Genomic DNA, 20,710 nt, shown 5'->3' on the forward strand with positions numbered 1-20,710 from the left:
CAGGGAAGTGGCCTTGACTGTATTTTGGGCATCCGAAATCCGGTCCAATTGATAGTGACTATCAACTACATCTTTATCCGAAAGGGATATTTTTATTGTGCGAGTCCTTCGGTTGTGCCAAGGTGCGACAAATCGTCTATTTCGGAGAATCCTGCCATGCAAGGCGATCAAGGGGTCCTGGACCGTTTGAACAAGCTGCTCACCGGCGAGTTGAGCGCGGCCGACCAGTATCTGTCCCACGCGCGGTCGATGGAGGACATGGGCCTCAAGGCGCTGAGCGAGCGCATCTCGCACGAGCGGGTGGAAGAGCTGGAGCATGCCGATAAGCTGATCCGCCGCATCCTGTTCCTGGAAGGCACGCCCGACGTCGCCAGCCGCGACCCGATTCACATCGGCAAGACCGTTCCGGAGATGATGCGGAACGACCTGAACCTGGAATATGAGGTGGTGGCCGCCCTGAAGGAGGCAATCGCCTATTGCGAGCAGGTGAAGGATTACGACACCCGCCGCATCCTGCTGGAATTGCTGGTCGACACGGAAGAGGACCATGCCCACTGGCTGGAACAGCAGCTCGGCCTGATCGACATGCTCGGCCTGCAGAACTATCTGCAGTCGGCCATGGGCGGCTTCCCGAGCTGAGCGGAGGACGGATCATGAAAGGCAACAGCGACGTCATCGCCCAGCTGCAGATCGTCCTGAAGGACCAGCTGACCCAGATCAACCAGTATTTCCTGCACGCCCGCATGCTGAAGAACTGGGGCGTCAAGGCGCTGGGCAAGTGGGAGTATCACGCCTCGATCGAGGTGATGAAGAGCGCGGACGAGATCATCGAACGCATCCTCTTCATCGAGGCGATCCCCAACCTGCAGGATCTGGGCAAGCTGCACATCGGCGAGAATGTGCAGGAAATCCTGTCCAGCGACCTCGGCGCCGAGCAGGAAGCCCGCGACCGCATCGCCCACGCCATCGCCGTGTGCGAGGAGAAGGCCGACTACGTGTCGCGCGACGAGCTGTCCGAACTGCTGGAAGAGTCGGAAGAGCGCATCGACTATCTGGAAACCCAGCTGAGCCTGATCGACGACATCGGCTTGGCCAACTACATCCAGTCGGCGATGGGCGAGATCAAGGACTGAATGGGATTGGGGGCTGTCGGCTGACGATGCCCCCTCCCCATCCCTCCCCCGCTTCGCGGGAGAGGGGGCAGGACGCTTGTCAGCGTGACTTAACTGCCGAAGCGGCGGAGTTCCCTCTCCCGCGTTAGCGGGGGAGCAACCATGTTGTTTTTCATGGTGAGGCTAGGTTGTCCTGCCATTCCTTGTTGTCTCGGACCATGGCATTGAGGGTGACGATCATCTTTCGCATTGCGGCGACGATGATGAGTTTATGTGGCTTTCCAGCGGCTTTGAGGCGTTCGCAGAAAGCCTTGATGATGGGATTGCATCGTTTGGCGGTGGTGGCGGCCATGTAGAGCATGGTTCGGACCCGTTCTCGGCCGCCACTGCAGTATCGTCGTCCCTTATGCTGGCCGCTCTCGTCGTCGAAGGGAGCGACACCGATCAGACAGGCGATGGCGTGTCGCGTCAGCCGGCCGAGTTCGGGCAAACGGACAGCCAGCGTGACCGCACTCAGGAAGCCGATGCCCGGCATGCTCTGGAGGCGCTTCACCTGCTTATCCAAGTCCTGGTCCTCTTCGACCAGAGCCCGGATGCGGGCGAGCAACGTCCGCTTGTCGGCGGTCAGGCGCCTGATCTGCTCGACAACCAGCGCCCGCACCTCGTCGTCGACAAAGCCCTCAAGCTGGGTCTTGGTCTGTGCTGCGGCAGCGCTGAGCTGTTCGTAGTAGGTCAGGTAAGCCGCCAGACGCTCCAGAACCGGGGAGCGTGCCGGACGCTCCTCGCCGAACAGTGCGGCGAACTCGGCGATCACGCGGGCATCCAGCCGATCATTCTTGGCATGCCGGCGCCGCATCTGGGCGAACAGCCGCACGTCGCGGGGCTGCAGAACCAGCACGCGAAAGCCGGCCTGCCGCATCGCCTCGACCAGTTTGCGTTCATAGCCACCCGATGCCTCGACCGCGATGGCATCCACCGCCCGTTCGGCCAAGTGACGCAGCAGGGTGGTGAACCCTGCTTCATTGTTTCCGACGCTGACGCTCACGCCATCGGGCCAGAAATGGCCATCCAGCTGGCGTTTGGAGACATCCAGGCCAAGTGTCTTGGAAAAAGCAGCCATCTCCCAGCCCCTGCCTTGCAAATCCGGGCTCATGGCCCGCGCAACCATTCGGGTTTGTTGGAAGACAACCGGCTGGGACCTCGCTCCCCCACGGCCTCAAGCAGCCTCGGATAGGACGGCCTGCCAGCCGGCCCGCGCTGCTGGGGGTGGCCACCCCCAGCAGCGCGATCCGTCCAAGGCACTATAACGAAAAACAAACATACAAGGGTTAGGGAGGGGGCAATCACTGCAACAGCCCCTTCCCCCTCAAACCCGCCCCAGAATCTCCTCGGCCAACGCCTGCATCTCCGCCGCCGCCTGGGTCTTGCGCGCGGCCTCCGTCACCGACAGGCCGGTCATCAGCGTGCCGGCATAGGCGGTGCGGTTTCCGACCTGCGCAGCCGCCAGTTCGACCGCCGGCGGGGCGACCAGTTCATGCACCTTGGCGATCAGCTCGTCGGCAATGCGGGCGCGCGGCGGAACCCGGTTCAGCACCAGCAGCAGACGGCGCTTCTCCTGCCCGGCCAGATCGATGGTCGGGTGGACCGCCCACAGATCCATCGGGCTCGGCTGCACCGGGGCGATCACCAGCGTGGCGGCGCGGACGGCGATGCGCGCCTCCGTCTGGGCGTGGGGCGGGCTGTCGACCACCACGATGTCATGGGCGCGCGCCAGCTTCTCCACCTCCGCCTGGGTGCGCCAGCCGGTGATCTGTACATGGGTGAAGCCGGGCTGCCCACCGGTGGCCTCGGCGCGGACGGCGTGCCAGCGGGTCAGGCTGCCCTGCGGGTCGATGTCGACGGTGGCGACCTTGTATCCAAGCTGCGCCCAGGCGATGGCGAGGTGTGCGGCCAGCGTGGTCTTGCCGGCGCCGCCTTTCTGCTGCGCCACGGTGAAGACCTTGCCCGTCATGCCCGCACCCATCATGTTGTGTTCGGTGATTGCGCACTCCCCTCATAACCTTGGGCATGGCACCGGTGCAACCGCGCGAATTGACCCCCATCATGATTGACAGGTTAGCCGCACGGGCTAGAAAGACGCCGTGACCGACCATTCCGCACCCGATACCGGTGAAAAGCGCCCGGCGCTGATCCCGGCCACCCCCGCCGGCATTGCCCGCGCGGCCGAGCTGCTGCGCGCCGGCCGTCTGGTCGCCTTCCCGACCGAGACGGTCTATGGCCTGGGCGCCGACGCCACCGACGACCGCGCCGTGGCCGCCATCTTCGCCGCCAAGGGCCGGCCGCAGTTCAATCCGCTGATCGTCCATGTCCCCGATCTGGCCGCCGCCCATTCCTGGGGCCTGTTCGACGACCGCGCCCATGATCTGGCGACGCAGTTCTGGCCCGGCCCGCTGACCATGGTCGTGCCGCGCCCGGCCAACTCCGCCCTGTCGCTGCTGGTCAGCGCCGGGCTGGACAGCATCGCCATCCGCGTGCCCAACCACCCGGTGGCCCAGGCCATCCTGCGCGCCGCCGGCAAGCCGATCGCCGCCCCCAGCGCCAACCGCTCCGGCGCCGTCAGCCCGACCACGCCGCATCATGTGCTGGAAAGCCTGGGCGACCGGGTCGACGCCATCGTCACCGGCGGCAAATGCATGGTCGGGCTGGAGTCCACCGTCATCGACCTGACCGGCCCCGAGGCGACACTGCTGCGCCCTGGCGCCGTGCTGCCCGATGAGATGGAGCGGCTGATCGGCCCGGTCCGGCTGTCGGCCGGCGATCCGACCGCGCCAAAGTCGCCCGGTCAGTTGGAAAGCCATTACGCCCCGAACGCCGCGGTGCGCCTCAACGCCTCCTCGGCGGAAGAGGACGAGGCGTTCCTGACCTTCGGCCCCGACCGTTTCGTCTTCGGCGGCACCACTCGCCTGAACCTGAGCCTGGAAGGCGACCTGAACGAGGCCGCGGCCAACCTGTTCTCTCACCTGCGCAGCCTGGACCAGAGCGGCGCCCGCCGCATCGCCGTGATGCCGATCCCGGAGGTCGGTCTGGGCATGGCGATCAACGACCGCCTGCGCCGCGCCGCCGCGCCGCGGAGCTGATTTTCTCCCGGCCTCCGGCCGACCGGGACTTGGACGCACCGACAGGGAATTCCAGAGCAAGAATCGGATAGCGGGCGGCGGTGACGCCGTTCAGGATGGCGACGCTTCGGACACACTCTTGCACGCAGGAATTGCGGGCAGAAGGAGCCAAAGGATGATCGCGCCATCTCTCAGGCCGATGGGCCTGACCGACTGGAGCCTGCTGGCCTTCCTCTCGATCCTGTGGGGTGGCTCGTTCTTCTTCGTCGGCATCGCCGTGCGCGAGTTGCCGCCGCTGACCATCGTCGCCATGCGGGTTGCGTTGGCCGCGCTGGCGCTCGGTGGACTGCTGCGGCTCCTGGGAACGCCGATGCCGCGCGACTGGCGGACATGGACGGCGTTCTTCGGCATGGGAACATTGAACAACCTGCTTCCCTTCTGCCTGATCGTCTGGGGGCAGACGCAGATCGCCAGCGGCCTTGCCTCGGTCCTCAACGCCACCACCCCGCTGTTCGGCGTCGTGGTGGCGCATGTCCTGACCCGGGACGAGAGGATGACGGGCAACCGGCTGGCGGGGATGCTCGTCGGCTTCGCCGGTGTGGCGGCGATGATCGGACCGGCTGCATGGGGCGGGCTGGGCGACGGGCTGCTGCCGCAGGTCGCAGTGCTGGGTGCCGCCCTGTCCTATGCCTTCGCCGGCATCTTCGGTCGGCGGTTCAAAGGGATGGGCGTATCGCCCATGATAACGGCGACGGGACAGGTCGCCGCATCCTCCCTGATGCTGGTGCCGGTGGCGCTGCTGGTCGACCGTCCTTGGACCCTGCCGTTGCCCACCCCAGCCACCTGGGGCGCCGTCGCCGGCCTGGCCCTGCTGTCCACCGCCCTGGCCTACGTCATCTTCTTCCGCGTTCTGGCCTCCGTCGGTGCGACCAACCTGATGCTCGTCACATTCCTGATCCCGGTCAGCGCCATCCTGCTGGGCAGCCTGTTCCTCGACGAACGGCTTGCGGTAAGGCATGGCGTCGGCATGGCACTGATTGCCGCCGGCCTCGCCGCCATCGATGGGCGGCTGTTCGCACGGCTGAGGCAACACAGATGCGCATCGGTCGCCAAAGGATAGAAAATGGTCGGCGAAGACGTTAGAAGAGGTCGATTGTAAGCCCCCCAACCTGCTTCGGACGCCTTGCCATGACCGTTGCCGCCGCCCTCGACCAGATCCGCGCCATCGTCGGCCCGTCCGGCATTCTCACCGACGCCGCCGACATGGCGCCCTACCTGTCGGAATGGCGCGGACGCTTCAAGGGCAACAGCCCGGCGGTGGTCCGCCCGGCCAGCACCGAGGAAGTCGCGGCGGTCGTCAAGGTCTGCGCCGAGGCCGGCATCCCCATCGTGCCCCAGGGCGGCAACACCAGCCTCGTCGGCGGCTCCATCCCGTACGAGGAGGGGCGCGAGATCGTGCTCAGCCTGTCGCGCATGAACCGCATCCGCGACATCGACACGCTGAACTACACCATGACGGTGGAGGCCGGCGTGGTGCTGACCAGCATCCAGGAGGCCGCGGCCGACGCCGACCGCCTGTTCCCGCTCAGCCTGGGGGCGGAGGGCACGGCGCAGATCGGCGGCCTGATCTCCACCAATGCCGGCGGCATCAACGTCCTGCGCTACGGCAACACCCGCGACCTCGTTCTGGGGCTCGAGGTGGTGCTGGCCGATGGCCGCGTGTGGGACGGCATGCGCCGGCTGCGCAAGAACAACACCGGCTACGACCTGAAGAACCTGTTCGTCGGCGCCGAGGGCACGCTGGGCATCGTCACTGCCGCGGTGCTGAAGCTGTTCCCGCGCCCGCGCCAGTCGATCACCGCCTTCGTCGCCGTGCCCAGCCCCGCCGCCGCCATCGAGCTGCTGGCCCGCCTGCGCGCCGCCTCGGGCGACGCCGTGTCGGCCTTCGAGCTGATGTCGCGCCGCTGCCTGGACTTCGCGCTCAAGCATGTCGCCGGCACCATCGACCCGCTGTCGGAGCCGTCGCCCTGGTATGTCCTGACCGAACTGACCGCCGGCACCCGGTCCGATGCTTTCCAAGAGACGGTGGAGACCGCGCTGGGCGAGGCGTTCGAGGCGGAACTGGCGACCGACGCCACGCTGGCCCAGTCGGACGCCCAGGCCAAGCAGTTGTGGTTCATCCGCGAAGCCATCGTCGAGGCGCAGAAGTTCGAAGGCGGCTCGATCAAGAACGACGTGTCGATCCCGGTTTCCCGCGTCGCCGAGTTCCTCGAACTGGCCGAGGCGGCGGTGGCGCAGGCCTGCCCCGGCATCCGCCCGACCCCCTTCGGCCATGTCGGCGACGGCAACATCCACTTCAACCTCAGCCAACCCGAGGGTGCCGACACCAAGGCCTATCTCGACCGCTGGGACGAGATTTGCCACGTCGTGAACGAGGTGATCTTCAAGCTCGACGGCTCCATCTCCGCCGAGCATGGCGTCGGCCGCTTCAAGAAGGACGAGATGCCGGTGATCAAGGGGCCGGTGGAGTTCGACATGTTGCGCGCCATCAAGGCGACGCTCGATCCCAAGGGCCTGCTGAACCCCGGCAAGATGCTGCCGTAAGGGCTTAGCGCGATAGAATGTTGCGGGGGACAGGCTTGCGGCGAAAGACGTATGGCCGCGCTTGTCCCCGGCGCGACACAAGGCTATGGTGCGGCCTCCGATTGTTCTGCGCCTGTCGTACCGCGAGAGAGAGTTTTTCCGATGTCCAAGCCGCGCACTCTGTTCGACAAGATTTGGGACAGCCACGTCGTGCATCGCCAGGACGACGGCACCTGCATCCTCTACATCGACCGCCATCTGGTCCATGAAGTGACCAGTCCGCAGGCGTTCGAAGGACTGCGCGTCGCCGGCCGCAAGGTGCGGCGTCCGGAAGCCACTCTCGCCGTGCCCGACCACAACGTCCCCACCACCGACCGCTCCAAGGGCATCGTGGAGGAGGAAAGCCGGATCCAGGTGGAGACGCTGGACAAGAACGCCCGCGACTTCGGCGTTCGTTACTTCCCGATGGACGACGTCCGCCAGGGCATCGTGCACATCGTCGGCCCGGAACAGGGCTTCACCCTGCCCGGCGCCACCATCGTCTGCGGCGACAGCCACACCGCCACGCATGGTGCCTTCGGCGCCCTGGCCTTCGGCATCGGCACGTCGGAGGTGGAGCATGTGCTGGCCACCCAGACCCTGCTGCAGAAGCCGGCCAAGAACATGCTGATCCGCGTGGACGGCAAGGTGAACCCGGGCGTCACCGCCAAGGACATCGTGCTGGCCATCATCGGCAAGATCGGCACCGCCGGCGGCACCGGCTACGTCATCGAATTCGCGGGCGAAGCCATCCGCGACCTGTCGATGGAAGGCCGCATGACCGTCTGCAACATGGCGATCGAAGGCGGCGCCCGCGCCGGCCTGATCGCCCCGGACGAGAAGACCTTCGCCTATGTCCAGGGCCGCGCCCTGGCGCCGAAGGCCGGCGCCTGGGAGCAGGCCGTCCAGTACTGGAAGACGCTGCCGTCGGACGAGGGGGCGGTCTATGACGCCACCGTCGTGCTGAACGCCGCCGACATCGTCCCGCAGGTCACCTGGGGCACCAGCCCGGAAGACGTGCTGCCGATCACCGCGACCGTGCCGAACCCGGCCGAGATCGCCGACGCCGGCAAGCGCGCCGCCGTCGAGCGCTCGCTCGCCTACATGGGCCTGACCCCCGGCCAGCCGCTGACCGAGGTGAAGGTCGACACCGTATTCATCGGCTCCTGCACCAACGGCCGCATCGAAGACCTGCGCGCCGCCGCCGAGGTCGCCAAGGGCCGCAAGGTCGCCGAGGGCGTCCGCGCCCTGGTGGTCCCCGGCTCGGGTCTGGTCAAGGAGCAGGCCGAGGAAGAGGGTCTGGACAAGATCTTCACCGAGGCTGGTTTCGAGTGGCGGGAGCCGGGCTGCTCCATGTGCCTGGCGATGAACGCCGACCGTCTGGCTCCCGGCGAGCGCAGCGCCTCGACCTCCAACCGCAACTTCGAAGGCCGTCAGGGCCGCGGCGGCCGTACCCACCTCGTCAGCCCGGCGATGGCGGTCGCGGCGGCGGTGACGGGGCATCTGGCGGACGTGCGGGCGCTGTAAGGTCAAGCGGCCCGAGTAAGTTAGCCCCCCACCTTAATCCTCCCCCGCTGGGCGGGGGAGGAGACAAGTACTTGTACGGGAGAGTGGCGGCAGTCCCTCCCCCGCCCAGCGGGGGAGGTTAGGTGGGGGCGTCGCCAGCCGATACCTCCCCCTAATCCCCCCTCCCCCGCGCCTGCCCCATCAGCCCCTGCGGCCGGAAAATCAGGAACAGCGTCAGCAATCCGAACGCCACGATGTCCTTGTAGGCGATGGCGAAATAGGCCGACCAGAAGGTCTCCACCAGCCCCAGCAGGGCACCGCCGAGCATCGCCCCCGGCACCGAGCCGATGCCGCCGACCACCGCCGCGGCCAGCGCCTTGAAGCCGATCAGATAGCCGGTGAAGAAGTTCACCCCGCCGTAATACAGCGCGATCACCGCCCCCGCTGCCGCGGCCAATCCGCCACCGATGGCGAAGGTCGCCGCCACCGTGCGGTTGACGTCCACCCCCACCAGTTCCGCCGCCGCGATGTCATCGGTGCAGGCACGATGCGCCCGGCCGAAGGCGGTGCGCTGCATGATCCCCCACAACAGGGCATAGAGCCCGCCGGTCAGCGCCAGGATCGCCAGCTGCGCCGTCAGCGCGGTGACGGTGAAGGCGCCGTCGCTCAGCAGGTCGTGGCGGCCGGTCAGTACCGGCGCCGGCCACCAGTCGCGGGCGCCATGCAGCAGCCGCACCCCCTCCTGATAGGCGATGGACAACCCGACCGCGACGATCAGCGGCATGTGGCTGCGGACCCCGCGCAGGCGGCGGAACACCAGCCGGTCCATCGTCCAGCCCTGCACCGCGGTGAAGCCCATCGCCAGCACCAGCACGCCCAGCAGGGCCGGCGGCCATGTCGCCCAGCCGGCCATGCCCAGCCCGGCCGCCGCCATCGCCGTCAGCATGGCGCCGAGCATCGTCAGTTCCCCCATCGCCAGATTGATCTGGCCTAGGATCGCGTAGACCAGGGTGTAGCCCAGCGCCAGCAGCCCGTAGACGCAGGCGACGGTGGCGGCATTCACGACCTGCTGGATCAGGAACAGGACGGGCGTCCAACGGGTCGGCGGCGCACGGTCCACTGCCGCGCCTGCCCCTCCGGCATCGCGCGGCGGCTTGATGCGCAGCCACTGCTGCAGCATGGCGAAGCGCATGTCCGTCAGCCAGCCGGTGCGGTCGGTCGCCACAGAAACGAGCGTCCGACGCCCTTCCTCCATGCCGGTTCCGGCGAAGCGGCAGGCGATCCAGTGGCGCTGGTCGCCGCTGCGGTAATCGATGCGCAGAACCCGCCGGTCCTCGGCGTAAGAGCGGGTGGACAGTTCGGTGACGGGACCGGGTTCGAAGGCCGGGATCAGTTTCCGGCACAGGATATCCTGGTCGGCATCGATGCCGCACCCGGTGAGCACCAGCAGGACGAGGCACAACAGCGGCAGGATGCGGAGCACGGAACCGCCCGGGCAGGTGGGACGGTTCAGCCTACCGACAATTTGTGAGGGTGGGAAGCGCCGGCAATTTGCCCCCACCCTAACCCTCCCCCGTTGGGCGGGGGAGGGGACAAGCGCTTGTTTGGAAGGGCGGCGGTAGTCCCTCCCCCGCTCAGCGGGGGAGGATAGGTGGGGGGCTAAGTTATGGGTAGAGAATCCCTCACTCCACCATGTAATCCCGCACCAGCAGCTCCGCGATCTGCACGGCGTTCAGCGCGGCGCCCTTGCGCAGGTTGTCGGCGACGCACCAGAAGGACAGGCCGTTCTCCACCGTGAAGTCGTCGCGGATACGGCTGACGAAGACCGGGTTGTCGCCGGCGACCTCGACCGGGGTGACATAGCCGTCGCCGGTCTGCTGGTCGACCACCGACACGCCGGGGGCGGCGCGCAGGACGACACGGGCCTCCTCGGCGTTGATCGGCTCCTCCGTCTCGATGTTGATCGACAAGGCATGGCCGATGAAGGTCGGCACGCGGACGCAGGTGGCGGCGACCTTGATCTTGGGGTCGAGGATTTTCTTGGTCTCCACCATCATCTTCCACTCTTCCCTGGTGGAGCCGTCCTCCATGAAGGAATCGATTTGGGGGATGACGTTGAAGGCGATCTGCTTTGGGAAGACGCTCTTGGCGATGGGATCGTTGACGAAGATGGCGCGGGTCTGGGTGAACAGCTCGTCCATCGCCTCCTTGCCGGCGCCCGACACCGACTGGTAGGTCGACACCACCACGCGGCGGATTTTATAGCGGTCGTGCAGCGGCTTCAGCGCCACCGCCATCTGGATGGTGGAGCAATTGGGATTGGCGATGATGCCGCGCTTGCGATAGCCGACCAGCGCCTCCGGGTTCACCTCCGGCACCACCAGCGGCACGTCGGGGTCCATGCGGAAGTGGGAGGTGTTGTCGATCACCATGGCACCGGCGGCGGCGGCGCGCGGCACATGCACGGCCGACACCTTGGCGCCGGGCGACGACAGCACGATGTCCACGCCATGGAAGTCGAACTTGTTGAGATCCTCGACCTTGAGGATGTCGTCCTCGCCATAGGACACCTCCTGGCCGATCGACTTTTCGGAGGCGAGCGCGATGACCTTGTCGGCCGGGAACTTCCGTTCGGCCAGCGTTTGCAGGATCTCGCGCCCGACATTGCCGGTGGCGCCGATGACCGCGACGGTATAGCCCATGACGGTGGTTTCCTTCTGCCGAATGTCCGCGAATACAAGAATGGTGCCGGGGGGCGTTAGGAGCTAGGCGCTTTCCCCGCGAATTGCAACCCGTCGCCTTATGAAACCTGCCCTCCGGCCGGGTTGACAGGCCATGGAAGGCGGCGGGAAGATTCCATCCCTCGACAGTGCCCGCCCTCAACAGCGCCCGAATGGGCCTCCAGGGAGACATCACGGATGACCAGCTTCAAGCGCGGCCTTATTGCGCAGACGGTTCTTGGCGCCGCCGCTCTCGCCATCGCCGGTTTCGCCGCCCCCGCCATAGCCGACACGCCGAAGGACGCGCTGGTGATGGCTTGGCAGTTCGACGACATCGTCAGCCTCGACCCGGCCGAGATTTTCGAACTGTCGGGGGCCGAATACAGCGCCCAGGTCTATGACCGGCTGGTCCATTTCGACGTCAACGACGTCAGCAAGATCGAGGGCGAGGCCGCGGAGAGCTGGACGGTGTCGCCCGACGGCAAGACCTTCACCTTCAAAATCCGCGACGGCATCGCCTTCCATTCCGGCAACCCGCTGACGGCGAACGACGTGGCGTGGTCCTTTGCCCGCGCGGTGAAGATGAACAAGGGTCCGGCCTTCATCCTGACCCAGTTCGGCCTGACCCCGGACAATGTCGAGCAGATGGTCCGCGCCACCGATCCGCGCACGTTGGTCTTCACCACCGACAAGGCCTATGCACCGACCTTCGTGCTCTACTGCCTGACCGCCGACGTGGGCTCCATCGTCGACTCCAAGCTGGTGAAGAGCAAGGAGAAGGACGGCGATTTCGGCGCCGGCTGGCTGAAGACCGCCTCCGCCGGTTCCGGCCCCTTCGTCCTGAAGCAGTGGAAGGCGAGCGAACTGCTGACCTTCGACGCCAACCCGAAATACTGGCGCGGTGCGCCGAAGCTGAAGCGCGTTCTGATCCGCCACATCCCGGAGCCGGCGACCCAGCGCCTGCTGCTGGAGAAGGGCGACGTCGATGTCGCTCGCAACCTGAAGCCGGAGCAGTTCGAACCGCTGAAGTCCAGCGACGCCATCCGTCTGGTGCAGGCGCCGAAGGGCACGCTGTGGTATCTCAGCCTGAACCAGAAGAACGCCACCCTGGCCAAGCCGGAGGTGCGCGAGGCGTTCAAGTATCTGGTCGACTATGACGGCATGGCCGGCACGATCATGAACGGCATCGGCGCCGTCCATCAGGCCTTCCTGCCCAAGGGCTTCCTGGGCGCCGTCAACGACAATCCCTACAAGTACGACCCGGCCAAGGCGAAGGAGCTGCTGGCGAAGGCCGGCTATCCCGACGGCTTCACCGTCAGCATGGATGTGCGCAACACCAACCCGACCCAGGACATGGCCCAGGCGATCCAGGCCAGCGCCGCGAAGGCCGGCGTGAAGATCGAGATCATCCCCGGCGACGGCAAGCAGGTGCTGACCAAGTACCGCGCCCGCAACCACGACCTGATGATCCAGCAGTGGGGCGCGGACTACCAGGATCCGAATTCCAACGCCGACACCTTCGCCTCCAACCCGGACAACAGCGACAACGCCAAGTCCAAGCCGCTGGCCTGGCGCAACGCCTGGGACATTCCGGAACTGACCAAGAAGACCGCCGCCGCGGTCGAGGAACGCGACAGCGCCAAGCGCGCCCGGATGTACGAGGAACTCCAGCGCTCGGTCCTGGCCGATTCGCCCTTCGTCATCATGTTCCAGCAGACGGAGATGGTGGCGGAGCGCAAGACCGTCAGCGGCCTCGTCTGGGGTCCGAGCTTCGACACCAACTATTACTGGAAGGCCGAGAAGAAGTAAGGATGTAACGGTGAAATCCCCCTCTCCCCCCCGGGGAGAGGGTCGGGGTGAGGGGGATGCGTTGCGTGGCGCTCCCAAGAATCCTCGCTTTGCGTCCCCCTCACCCTAACCCTCTCCCCGGGGGGGAGAGGGAATTCACCCCCAGGCCCGTGCATCCTCCACCACCACGGCGAGGCTGTCGGACAGGCCTGTCAGCACGCCACGCTGGATGTCGGCCGCCGGCACCACGCCCCCCTTGCCGTCCGGCAGGTCGCGGGTGGCGGTGGCCGACGCCACGACCGTCACCCGCCAGCCATGATCCACCGCCGAGCGCACGGTGCTGCTGACGCAGTTGTGGGTCATGAAGCCGGCGACGATCATCTCGCTTCGCCCGGTGTCGCGCGCCACCGTCTGCAGGTCGGTGCCGGCAAAGGCGTTGGCGAGCTTCTTCACGATCACCGGTTCTCCCTCGCGCGGCGCCACCGCCGGGATGATCTCCGCCATCGGTCCGGTCGGGTCGAAGACCGGCGCGCCCGCCGCGGTGTGGTGGACGATGTGGATCACCGGCACGGCATGGGTGCGGGCGAGGTCCAGCAGCGCCGCCGCCTTCTCCACCGCCGCATCGACGCCCGACAACCGCAGGGCGCCGTCGGTGTATTCGCGCTGAAGGTCGATCAGCACCAGCACCGCCTTGTCCAGTGGAGCCGGAGTGTTCGGCGCACCGGCGATCTGGCGCAGGGTCTTGGCGGTTTGGGTCGTCATCGGGGGTGCTCCGCGTTTGTTCGAGCGTTGATGGAGGCGATGCTGCCCCGTTCACCGATGCGCAGCCATCCGCTATCCTTGCACCATGACTGTTCAGAAATTCACAGGCCCGTTGGACTGGGACGATCTGCGCGTCTTCCTGGAACTGGCGCGGGCCGGCAGCCTGTCGGCGGCGGCGCGCAGCCTGCGGCTGAGCCACGCCACGGTCGGGCGCCGGCTGGCCGCGCTGGAGTCCGCGCTCGGCCGCAGCCTGATGGAGCGCCGTCCCGAGGGCTATGTCCTGACCGATGAGGGCGAGAGCGTCCGCGCCCTGGCCGAGGCAATGGATGAACGGGCGCAGGCGATCCGCCGCCGCGAGGGTGCAGACACCGGGCTGACCGGCACCGTGCGGCTGACGATGACCCAGGCGCTGGCGGACATCTTCCTGATCCCCCGCATGGGGGCCTTGCGGGCGGCCAACCCCGGCCTGGACCTGGAGATCATCGTCGACAACCGCACCCTCAGCCTTGCGCGGCGGGAGGCCGATCTGGCGATCCGGCTGGCCCGGCCGCAGCGCGGCGATCTGGTCGGGCGGCGGCTGGCGACGCTGGGCTATGGGCTCTACGCCGCGCCGGACGCGCCCGACACGCTGATCGCCTATGACGAATCGATGGCGGAATTGCCGGAGGCGCTGTGGCTCGACCGCCATGGCGGCGGCCGGCGCGTCGCCTTCCGGTCCAACAGCGTGCAGGGCCAGCTTGCCGCGGCGGTCGCCGGCTTCGGCACCGCCTTCCTGCCCTGCATGCTGGCAGACGGCGTGCCGGGGCTGGAGCGCTTGCCCCTGTCCGGCCCGCCGCTGACCCGCGAGGCTTGGCTGCTGGTCCACCGCGACCGCCGCGAGGTGCCGCGGGTGCGGGCGGTGATCGAGCATCTGGTGACGGTGTTCACCGCCGAGAAGGAGCGGTTGGCGGGAACCGCCGTCGCTCAGTAACGCGCCGCCATGAAATACAGCCCGTCCGGCGGACAGGTCGGTCCGGCTTTGGCGCGGTCGCGGGCCTCTAGAGCGCGGCGGACATCGTCGGGGCTCCATTTGCCGGCACCCACCAGTTCCAGCGTGCCGACCATATTGCGGACCTGATGGTGCAGGAAGGAGCGCGCGGCGGCATGGATGCAGATCTCCTCGCCCTGGCGCTCCACATCCAGCTGGTCGAGCGTCTTCACCGGCGACTTCGCCTGACACAGCGCGGCGCGGAAGCTGGTGAAGTCATGCTGGCCGACCAAGACCTGCGCCGCCTCGTGCATCGCTTCGGCATCCAGCGGGCGGGTGACGTGCCACGCACGGCCGGCGTCGAGGGCCAGCGGCGCACGGCGGTTGACGATGCGGTAGACATAGGCGCGGCCGGTCGAGGTCAGGCGGGCGTGGAAGTCCTCGTTCACCGCCTCCACCTCCAGCACCGCGATGGGGGCCGGCTTCAGGTGGAAGTTCAGGGCATCGCGCAGCTTCAGGCCGGTGAAGGGCTTTTCCAAGTCGAAATGGCAGACCTGCCCCAGCGCATGCACCCCTGCATCGGTGCGGCCGGAGCCATGGACCCGCACCACCTCGCCCGACAGGCGCTGAACCGCCTCCTCCAGGCTCTGCTGGACGGAGGGGCCGTTGTCCTGGCGCTGCCAGCCGACGAAGGGACGGCCGTCATACTCGACGGTCAGTTTCCAGCGCTGCACGGCGGTCAGTCCGCGACGGTTTCGGCAGATATGGGGGCGGAGACCGGCTGCCCGACCGCCAGCGCGAAGCCGCGCAGGAAGGCCGCGCCGTCCACCGGCGCCTTGCCGGGACGCTGCACCTTGACCAACCGCACCGCGCCATCTGCGCAGGCGACCGTCAGCCGGTCGTCCAGCAGCGTGCCGGGCGTGCCCTTGCCGGAGGCCGGCTCGGCGGACAGCACCTTGATCCGCTCGCCGTTCGCCGCCCCATTGGCGACATCGAACCAGCAGCCCGGCCAAGGCGTCAGCGCGCGGACCTGCCGCTCGACGTAAGCGGCGGGCTGGGTCCAGTCGAGCCGGCCATCCTCGCGCGTCAGCTTGGCGGCGTAGGTGACGCCCTCTTCGGGCTGCGGCACGGCGGCGAGCGTTCCGGCGGCCAGACCTTCCAGCGCCGGAGCGATCATGCGGGCGCCGAGCGCCGCCAGCTCGTCATGCAGGCTGCTGGCGGTGGTGGCGGGGGTGATCGCCACCGCTTCTTTCGACAGCATGGCGCCGGTGTCGAGCCCGATGTCCATCTGCATGATGGTGATCCCGGTCTCGGCATCGCCGGCCAGGATGGAACGCTGGATCGGCGCCGCCCCGCGCCAGCGCGGCAGCAGCGAGCCATGCACGTTGACGCAACCCAGCCGCGGCGCATCCAAAATCGGCTGCGGCAGGATCAGGCCATAGGCGGCGACCACAGCGGCGTCGGCCTTGAGGTCGGCGAACTCGGCCTGAGCCTCGGCATTGCGCAGGCTCTTGGGCGTGCGCACGGGGATGCCGTGCTCCTCGGCGAAGCGGTGGACTGGCGATTTCTGCACCTGCTGGCCGCGGCCGGCTGGTCGCGGCGGCTGGCTGTAGGCGCAGACGACCTGATGCCCCGCCTCGATCAGCGCGGCAAGGCTGGGCACGGCGAAGTCCGGCGTGCCCATGAAGACGAGACGGAGCGGGGTCATCGAATCAAATCGCCGATCTGTTTTTGGGCGGGTCAGGCCGTCGCCTTCTGCATCTTCTGAACCTTCTTCAGCAGGATGTTCCGCTTCAGCATCGACAGGTAATCGACGAACAGAACGCCGTTCAGATGGTCGATCTCATGCTGGATGCAGGTGGCGAGCATCCCGTCGGCCTCGATCTCCTGCTGCTGGTTCTTTTCGTCCAGATAGCGGACGCGGATGCGCTGGGGACGGGTGACCTCGGCATACTGCTCCGGCACCGACAGGCAGCCCTCCTCGCAGATCGCCTTTTCGTCCGACGACCAGACGATTTCCGGGTTGGCGAGGCGGATCGGGTTCGCCGGCTCGCCCTTTTCATGGACGTCGACGACGATGACGCGGTCGAGCACGCCGACCTGCGGGGCGGCCAGACCGATGCCGTTGGCGTCGTACATGGTCTCCACCATGTCGTCCATCAGCTTGACGACGCGCGCATCCACTTCGGCGACGGGTTGCGCCTTGCGCTTCAGGATCGGATGCGGGGCGACGAGGATCGGAAGACGGGCCATGGGTGCTCGATGATGATAGGGGGAGTTCAAACGGACAAAGTAGGCGGACCAAGTGTTTTGGTCAAGGAATCGGACCGGCAGGAACGCGGGCCAAAGCAGTCCGCCGAGCAGGGTTGCACCGAACGCCGCTTGGGCGTAGTCGATGCCGATCATGCGTGACGCGACCACCGCCCCCACCCCTCCCCCGCGCTGGACCCAGGACGCCGCACTGGCCCTGGTGTTCCTGACCCGCCTGCCCTTCCCACCCATTGGCCCACTCGACGGACCACTGGCGGACGGTGCTGCGGCGCGGGCGATGGGGTGGTTTCCGCTGGTGGGGGCGCTGGTGGGGCTGGCCGGCGGTGCCGTGTTCGCGCTTGCGGCACTGCTGAACCTGCCGCCGCTGGCGGGGGCACTGCTGGCCTTGGCGGCGACGGTCCGGCTGACCGGCGGGCTGCACGAGGACGGCGCGGCCGACGTCGCCGACGGATTCGGCGGCGGACGCGATCTGGCACGCAAGCTTGAGATCATGCGCGACAGCCGGGTCGGCAGCTATGGCGTGCTGGCGCTGGTCTTCTCGGTCGGCATCCGTGCGGCGGCGCTGGCGGCCCTGCCGGTGCCCGCGGCGGTCGCGGCGCTGGTGGCTGCGGGCGCCCTGTCGCGTTGCGGGCTGGCGGCGATGGCGCGCGTCCTCTCCCCGGCGCGGCGTGACGGGCTGGCGGCGGCACAGGGACGGCCGGCGATGGCGACGGTGCTGCTGGCGCTCGTCTTCGGCATCGCGATTGCGGCGGTGGCTCTCGGCGGGCTGGCCCTGCCGGCGATGGCGGCATCCCTCCTGGGGGTGGCCGCGGTGGGCGCCCTCGCCCGACGCCATCTCGGCGGACAGACCGGCGACGTCTTAGGCGCGTCCCAGCAGGTGGCGGAGGCCGCGGTACTGCTGACCCTTTCCTCCTTCCTGGGGTCCGCCCTCATTGGAGCAGCGGCATGAACGCGGTGAGCCTCACCCCCCTGACCGTCACCCGCTGGTGGCTGATCCGCCATGCGCCCGTCCACAACCCCGACAACGTCATCTGCGGGTCGAGCGACCGCGAGGCCGATATCGGCAACCGCGCGGCTGCGGCGGCGCTGGCGGCCGGTCTGCCCGCCGACGCCCTGTGGCTGACCAGCCCGCTCCGCCGCAGCCGGCAGACCGCCCAGGCGCTGTGGACCCGCAATCCCCGCCTTGCCGACACCGCGGTGGTGGAGCCGGCGCTGGCGGAGCAGGATTTCGGCGCGTGGGAGGGCATCAGCCACGACACCGCGGCGATGCGCGATGCCGAGGCGGCGGCGCGCTTCTGGCGCGACCCGGCACGCCACGCGCCGCCCGGCGGCGAGAGCTTCGCCGCGGTGATGGACCGCACGGCGGCGGCGCTGCGGCGGCTGACCGACATTCATGTCGGACGCGACGTGGTTGCGGTGATCCATGCCGGAACCATCCGCGGCGCGTTGGCGCTGGCGCTGGATCTGACGCCGGAGGCGGCGTTGCGGCTGCGGATCGACCCCTGGTCGCTGAGCCGGATCGACCACTACCACGCCGGGACAGGATCCTGGTCGGTCGGGGGAGTGAACGCTCAACCCGGAACCTTCTGACCACGAAAGGCGTTCCCCTGTCTCCGCTGGGCTACCGAACGAGAGGCAGACCATGGTCCATAGCACCACCGCCGGCCACAGCCCTGACCAGGGTGAAGTCAAGAAGCTCTGGGAGATGATGAAGGGCGTCCAGGTCGCGATGATGACGACGCTGGACGACAACGGCCGGCTGAACTCCCGTCCGATGGCGACTCTGTCCCATGCGGGGTTCGAAGACGGCACCTTGTGGTTCTTCACCCGCGCCCATTCCGAAAAGGTGGCGGAGATCGACCGCCATTGGCGCGTCAACCTCGCCTACTCCAACCCGGACAAGCAGGATTACGTGTCCGTGTCCGGCATCGCCGAGGTCGTGCGCGATCGCGACAAGATCCGCTTCCTGTGGCGCGACATCATGAGCACCTGGTTCCCCCAGGGTCCGGATGATCCGGAGGTCGCCCTGCTGAAGGTGTCGGTCGATCAGGCCGAATACTGGGACAGCCCGTCGAGCACCATGGTCTATGCCTATGGCTATGTGAAGGCGAAGCTGACCGGCCAGTCGCCGGACCCCGGCGACAACGCGAAGATCGCGTTTCAGTAAGGCGCATCTGAAAGAGCGGGCCTGAAATGAAAACGCCCCCCTGCCGACCGCGAGGCCGACAGGGGGGCGTTTTCATTCGAGGGCCAGAAGCGTCAGAGACGCTGCTGCTTACCAGCTCTTCGCACGGGCAGCCGGCTTGCCGTTGCCGTGGGCTTCACGGCGGGCATGGGCATGGTCCGGACGGGCATCGCCGCGGTGGTTGTCGTTGCGGGCATAGTCCGGACGCGGGCCGCGCGGGGCGTGCGGACCCTTGGACTCGCCGTTGCGGTGCCACGGCTTGCCGGCGCCGCCACCCGGACGGCCGCCGCGACCGGCCGGACGGCCGGCGCCGCCGGTGGTGAAGGGGCGCGTCGGCTCCAAGCCGGGCACCACATGCACCTCGAGCGTCGCCTTCGTGTAGCGCTCGATGCGGACCAGGGTCTCGCGGTCGGCGCGGGCGGCGAAGGAGATCGCAACGCCCGAGGCGCCGGCGCGGCCGGTGCGGCCGATGCGGTGGACATAGTCCTCCGCCGAGCGCGGCAGGTCGAAGTTGATGACGTGGGTGATGTCGCGCACGTCGATGCCGCGGGCGGCGACGTCGGTGGCGACCAGCAGGCGGACCTGACCGGTGCGCAGACGCTGGAGCGTGCGGTTGCGCTTGGTCTGGTCCATGTCGCCGTGCAGGGCGGCGGCGGCATGGCCGGCGGCGCTCAGCTCCTCGGCCAGCGTGTCGGCATCACGCTTGGTGGCGGCGAAGATGATCGCCTTGCCGACCTCTTCCTGGGCGGCGAAATGCTGCAGCAGGCGGCGCTTGTGGTCGAGGTCGTCGGCATGGTGCAGACGCTGTTCGACGTTGATCGCGGTCGCCTGGCTCTCGACGGCCACGCGCTCCGGGTTGCGCAGCAGGTTGCCGGCCAGCTGCGCCATGCGGCGGTCCAGCGTGGCGGTGAACAGCAGGGTCTGGCGCGTCGGCGGGCAGCACTTGGCAATGGTCTCGACATCGTCGAGGAAGCCCATGTCCAGCATGCGGTCGGCCTCGTCGAGGATCAGCACCTCGACCTCGTCCAGCGCGATGCGGCGGCGGGCGACATGGTCAAGCAGGCGGCCCGGGGTGCAGACGAGAACGTCGACCGGGCGCGACAGCAGGCGCAGCTGCTCGCGGTAGGGCATGCCGCCGACCACGTCCACGATGTTCAGCTTCATGAACTTCGCGTATTTGCGGGCGGCGTCGGTGACCTGCTTGGCCAGCTCGCGGGTCGGGGCCAGAACCAGCACGCGCGGGGTGGCGGCGCCGTTCAGCGGCAGTTCGGCGGTGCGGGTCAGCGCCGGCAGCATGAAGGCGGCGGTCTTGCCGGTGCCGGTCTCGGCGGTGGCGAGGATGTCGCGGCCCTGGAGCGCCGGCGGAATGGCGGCGAGCTGGACCGGGGTGGGAACGGTGTATTCGAACGCCTCGAGGGCCTTCAGGACGAGCGGGTGCAGGCCGAGTTCGGAAAACGTCAAGTCGTAACAACCTTCTCAAAGCAACACGGCACGGCCCCGCGCGCCCCGATGGCGGGCGTGGGACATACCGGCGGACTCGCCGGGAGGAGGTCGATAGAGGGAGAGGCGTCTATCCGATGCAGCGGCCAGTGCGCCCCAGAACCTTGGGGGCGTTCGCCGTTGCGCAATCACAGCGCGTCTCGCTCAAGAGACGCGCGAGC

20 protein-coding genes are annotated in these 20,710 nt (G+C 67.9%); 11 read left to right on the plus strand and 9 right to left on the minus strand.

Features of this window, described 5'->3' with window-relative positions:
* Positions 1 to 156 precede the first annotated feature (156 nt).
* Positions 157 to 639, plus strand: coding sequence for a bacterioferritin (gene bfr, locus ACWPKK_RS10055; protein ID WP_324868365.1), 483 nt, complete (start codon positions 157 to 159; stop codon positions 637 to 639).
* 14 nt (positions 640 to 653) lie between these two features.
* Positions 654 to 1,133 carry a bacterioferritin gene (gene bfr / locus ACWPKK_RS10060; protein ID WP_452003346.1) on the plus strand — a complete coding sequence of 160 codons (480 nt, stop codon included), beginning with the start codon at positions 654 to 656 and terminating at the stop codon, positions 1,131 to 1,133.
* A 151-nt stretch (positions 1,134 to 1,284) separates the two neighbouring features.
* On the opposite strand, the gene ACWPKK_RS10065 is transcribed toward bfr (ACWPKK_RS10060), so the two are convergent.
* Positions 1,285 to 2,265, minus strand: a complete 981-nt coding sequence (locus tag ACWPKK_RS10065) for an IS110 family RNA-guided transposase (protein WP_452002605.1) — start codon at positions 2,263 to 2,265, stop codon at positions 1,285 to 1,287.
* A 213-nt stretch (positions 2,266 to 2,478) separates the two neighbouring features.
* Entirely contained in the window at positions 2,479 to 3,123 is a 645-nt protein-coding gene (parA, locus tag ACWPKK_RS10070) for a ParA family partition ATPase (RefSeq protein WP_452003349.1), read from the minus strand.
* 130 nt (positions 3,124 to 3,253) lie between these two features.
* On the opposite strand from parA, the gene ACWPKK_RS10075 reads away from it, so the two are divergent.
* The 4 genes from ACWPKK_RS10075 (at position 3,254) to leuC (ending at position 8,377) form a co-directional block, all read left to right on the plus strand.
* Positions 3,254 to 4,249: an L-threonylcarbamoyladenylate synthase gene (locus ACWPKK_RS10075; protein ID WP_452003351.1), complete on the plus strand. Its 996-nt coding sequence runs from the start codon at positions 3,254 to 3,256 to the stop codon at positions 4,247 to 4,249.
* A 154-nt stretch (positions 4,250 to 4,403) separates the two neighbouring features.
* The gene (locus tag ACWPKK_RS10080) at positions 4,404 to 5,348 is read left to right on the plus strand and encodes a DMT family transporter (RefSeq protein WP_452003353.1); all 945 of its coding nucleotides are present in this window, start codon (positions 4,404 to 4,406) and stop codon (positions 5,346 to 5,348) included.
* 68 nt (positions 5,349 to 5,416) lie between these two features.
* Positions 5,417 to 6,832 (plus strand): FAD-binding oxidoreductase, encoded by a 1,416-nt coding sequence (locus ACWPKK_RS10085; RefSeq protein ID WP_452003355.1) that lies wholly within the window; start codon positions 5,417 to 5,419, stop codon positions 6,830 to 6,832.
* Between the two features lie 141 nt (positions 6,833 to 6,973).
* Positions 6,974 to 8,377 (plus strand): 3-isopropylmalate dehydratase large subunit, encoded by a 1,404-nt coding sequence (gene leuC, locus ACWPKK_RS10090; RefSeq protein ID WP_109150871.1) that lies wholly within the window; start codon positions 6,974 to 6,976, stop codon positions 8,375 to 8,377.
* 151 nt (positions 8,378 to 8,528) lie between these two features.
* On the opposite strand, the gene ACWPKK_RS10095 is transcribed toward leuC, so the two are convergent.
* Complete coding sequence (locus tag ACWPKK_RS10095) at positions 8,529 to 9,839, minus strand: branched-chain amino acid ABC transporter permease (protein ID WP_452003359.1); 1,311 nt, start codon at positions 9,837 to 9,839, stop codon at positions 8,529 to 8,531.
* Between the two features lie 199 nt (positions 9,840 to 10,038).
* Positions 10,039 to 11,058, minus strand: coding sequence for an aspartate-semialdehyde dehydrogenase (locus ACWPKK_RS10100; RefSeq protein WP_452003362.1), 1,020 nt, complete (start codon positions 11,056 to 11,058; stop codon positions 10,039 to 10,041).
* Between the two features lie 216 nt (positions 11,059 to 11,274).
* Between ACWPKK_RS10100 and ACWPKK_RS10105 the strand changes: the two genes are divergently transcribed.
* Positions 11,275 to 12,885 (plus strand): ABC transporter substrate-binding protein, encoded by a 1,611-nt coding sequence (locus ACWPKK_RS10105; RefSeq protein WP_452003365.1) that lies wholly within the window; start codon positions 11,275 to 11,277, stop codon positions 12,883 to 12,885.
* A 135-nt stretch (positions 12,886 to 13,020) separates the two neighbouring features.
* Here ACWPKK_RS10105 and ACWPKK_RS10110 read toward each other — a convergent pair whose 3' ends face one another.
* Positions 13,021 to 13,626 (minus strand): cysteine hydrolase family protein, encoded by a 606-nt coding sequence (locus ACWPKK_RS10110; protein ID WP_452003368.1) that lies wholly within the window; start codon positions 13,624 to 13,626, stop codon positions 13,021 to 13,023.
* A gap of 85 nt (positions 13,627 to 13,711) precedes the next feature.
* Between ACWPKK_RS10110 and ACWPKK_RS10115 the strand changes: the two genes are divergently transcribed.
* The gene (locus ACWPKK_RS10115) at positions 13,712 to 14,596 is read left to right on the plus strand and encodes a LysR family transcriptional regulator (protein ID WP_452003371.1); all 885 of its coding nucleotides are present in this window, start codon (positions 13,712 to 13,714) and stop codon (positions 14,594 to 14,596) included.
* Here the strand turns inward: ACWPKK_RS10115 and truA are convergent.
* Genes truA through def form a run of 3 tightly spaced genes read right to left on the minus strand, consistent with a single transcriptional unit; the run spans position 14,590 to position 16,846 of the window.
* Positions 14,590 to 15,327 (minus strand): tRNA pseudouridine(38-40) synthase TruA, encoded by a 738-nt coding sequence (truA, locus tag ACWPKK_RS10120; RefSeq protein ID WP_452003374.1) that lies wholly within the window; start codon positions 15,325 to 15,327, stop codon positions 14,590 to 14,592. The two genes, ACWPKK_RS10115 and truA, sit on opposite strands and share 7 nt — an antisense overlap.
* A 5-nt stretch (positions 15,328 to 15,332) precedes the next feature.
* Positions 15,333 to 16,301 carry a methionyl-tRNA formyltransferase gene (gene fmt / locus ACWPKK_RS10125; protein ID WP_452003377.1) on the minus strand — a complete coding sequence of 323 codons (969 nt, stop codon included), beginning with the start codon at positions 16,299 to 16,301 and terminating at the stop codon, positions 15,333 to 15,335.
* Between the two features lie 32 nt (positions 16,302 to 16,333).
* Positions 16,334 to 16,846 carry a peptide deformylase gene (def, locus tag ACWPKK_RS10130; protein WP_324870043.1) on the minus strand — a complete coding sequence of 171 codons (513 nt, stop codon included), beginning with the start codon at positions 16,844 to 16,846 and terminating at the stop codon, positions 16,334 to 16,336.
* Positions 16,847 to 16,997: 151 nt separating this feature from the next.
* On the opposite strand from def, the gene cobS reads away from it, so the two are divergent.
* Genes cobS through ACWPKK_RS10145 form a run of 3 tightly spaced genes read left to right on the plus strand, consistent with a single transcriptional unit; the run spans position 16,998 to position 19,031 of the window.
* Positions 16,998 to 17,813 (plus strand): adenosylcobinamide-GDP ribazoletransferase, encoded by an 816-nt coding sequence (gene cobS, locus ACWPKK_RS10135; protein ID WP_452003380.1) that lies wholly within the window; start codon positions 16,998 to 17,000, stop codon positions 17,811 to 17,813.
* Entirely contained in the window at positions 17,810 to 18,454 is a 645-nt protein-coding gene (locus ACWPKK_RS10140; RefSeq protein ID WP_452003382.1) for a histidine phosphatase family protein, read from the plus strand. Before cobS ends, ACWPKK_RS10140 begins: the two co-directional genes overlap by 4 nt.
* A 52-nt stretch (positions 18,455 to 18,506) precedes the next feature.
* Complete coding sequence (locus tag ACWPKK_RS10145) at positions 18,507 to 19,031, plus strand: pyridoxamine 5'-phosphate oxidase family protein (protein WP_310112031.1); 525 nt, start codon at positions 18,507 to 18,509, stop codon at positions 19,029 to 19,031.
* 108 nt (positions 19,032 to 19,139) lie between these two features.
* On the opposite strand, the gene ACWPKK_RS10150 is transcribed toward ACWPKK_RS10145, so the two are convergent.
* Positions 19,140 to 20,510 (minus strand): DEAD/DEAH box helicase, encoded by a 1,371-nt coding sequence (locus ACWPKK_RS10150; RefSeq protein ID WP_324870039.1) that lies wholly within the window; start codon positions 20,508 to 20,510, stop codon positions 19,140 to 19,142.
* Positions 20,511 to 20,710: the final 200 nt, after the last annotated feature.

The sequence above is a fragment of the Azospirillum largimobile genome, assembly GCF_977007025.2.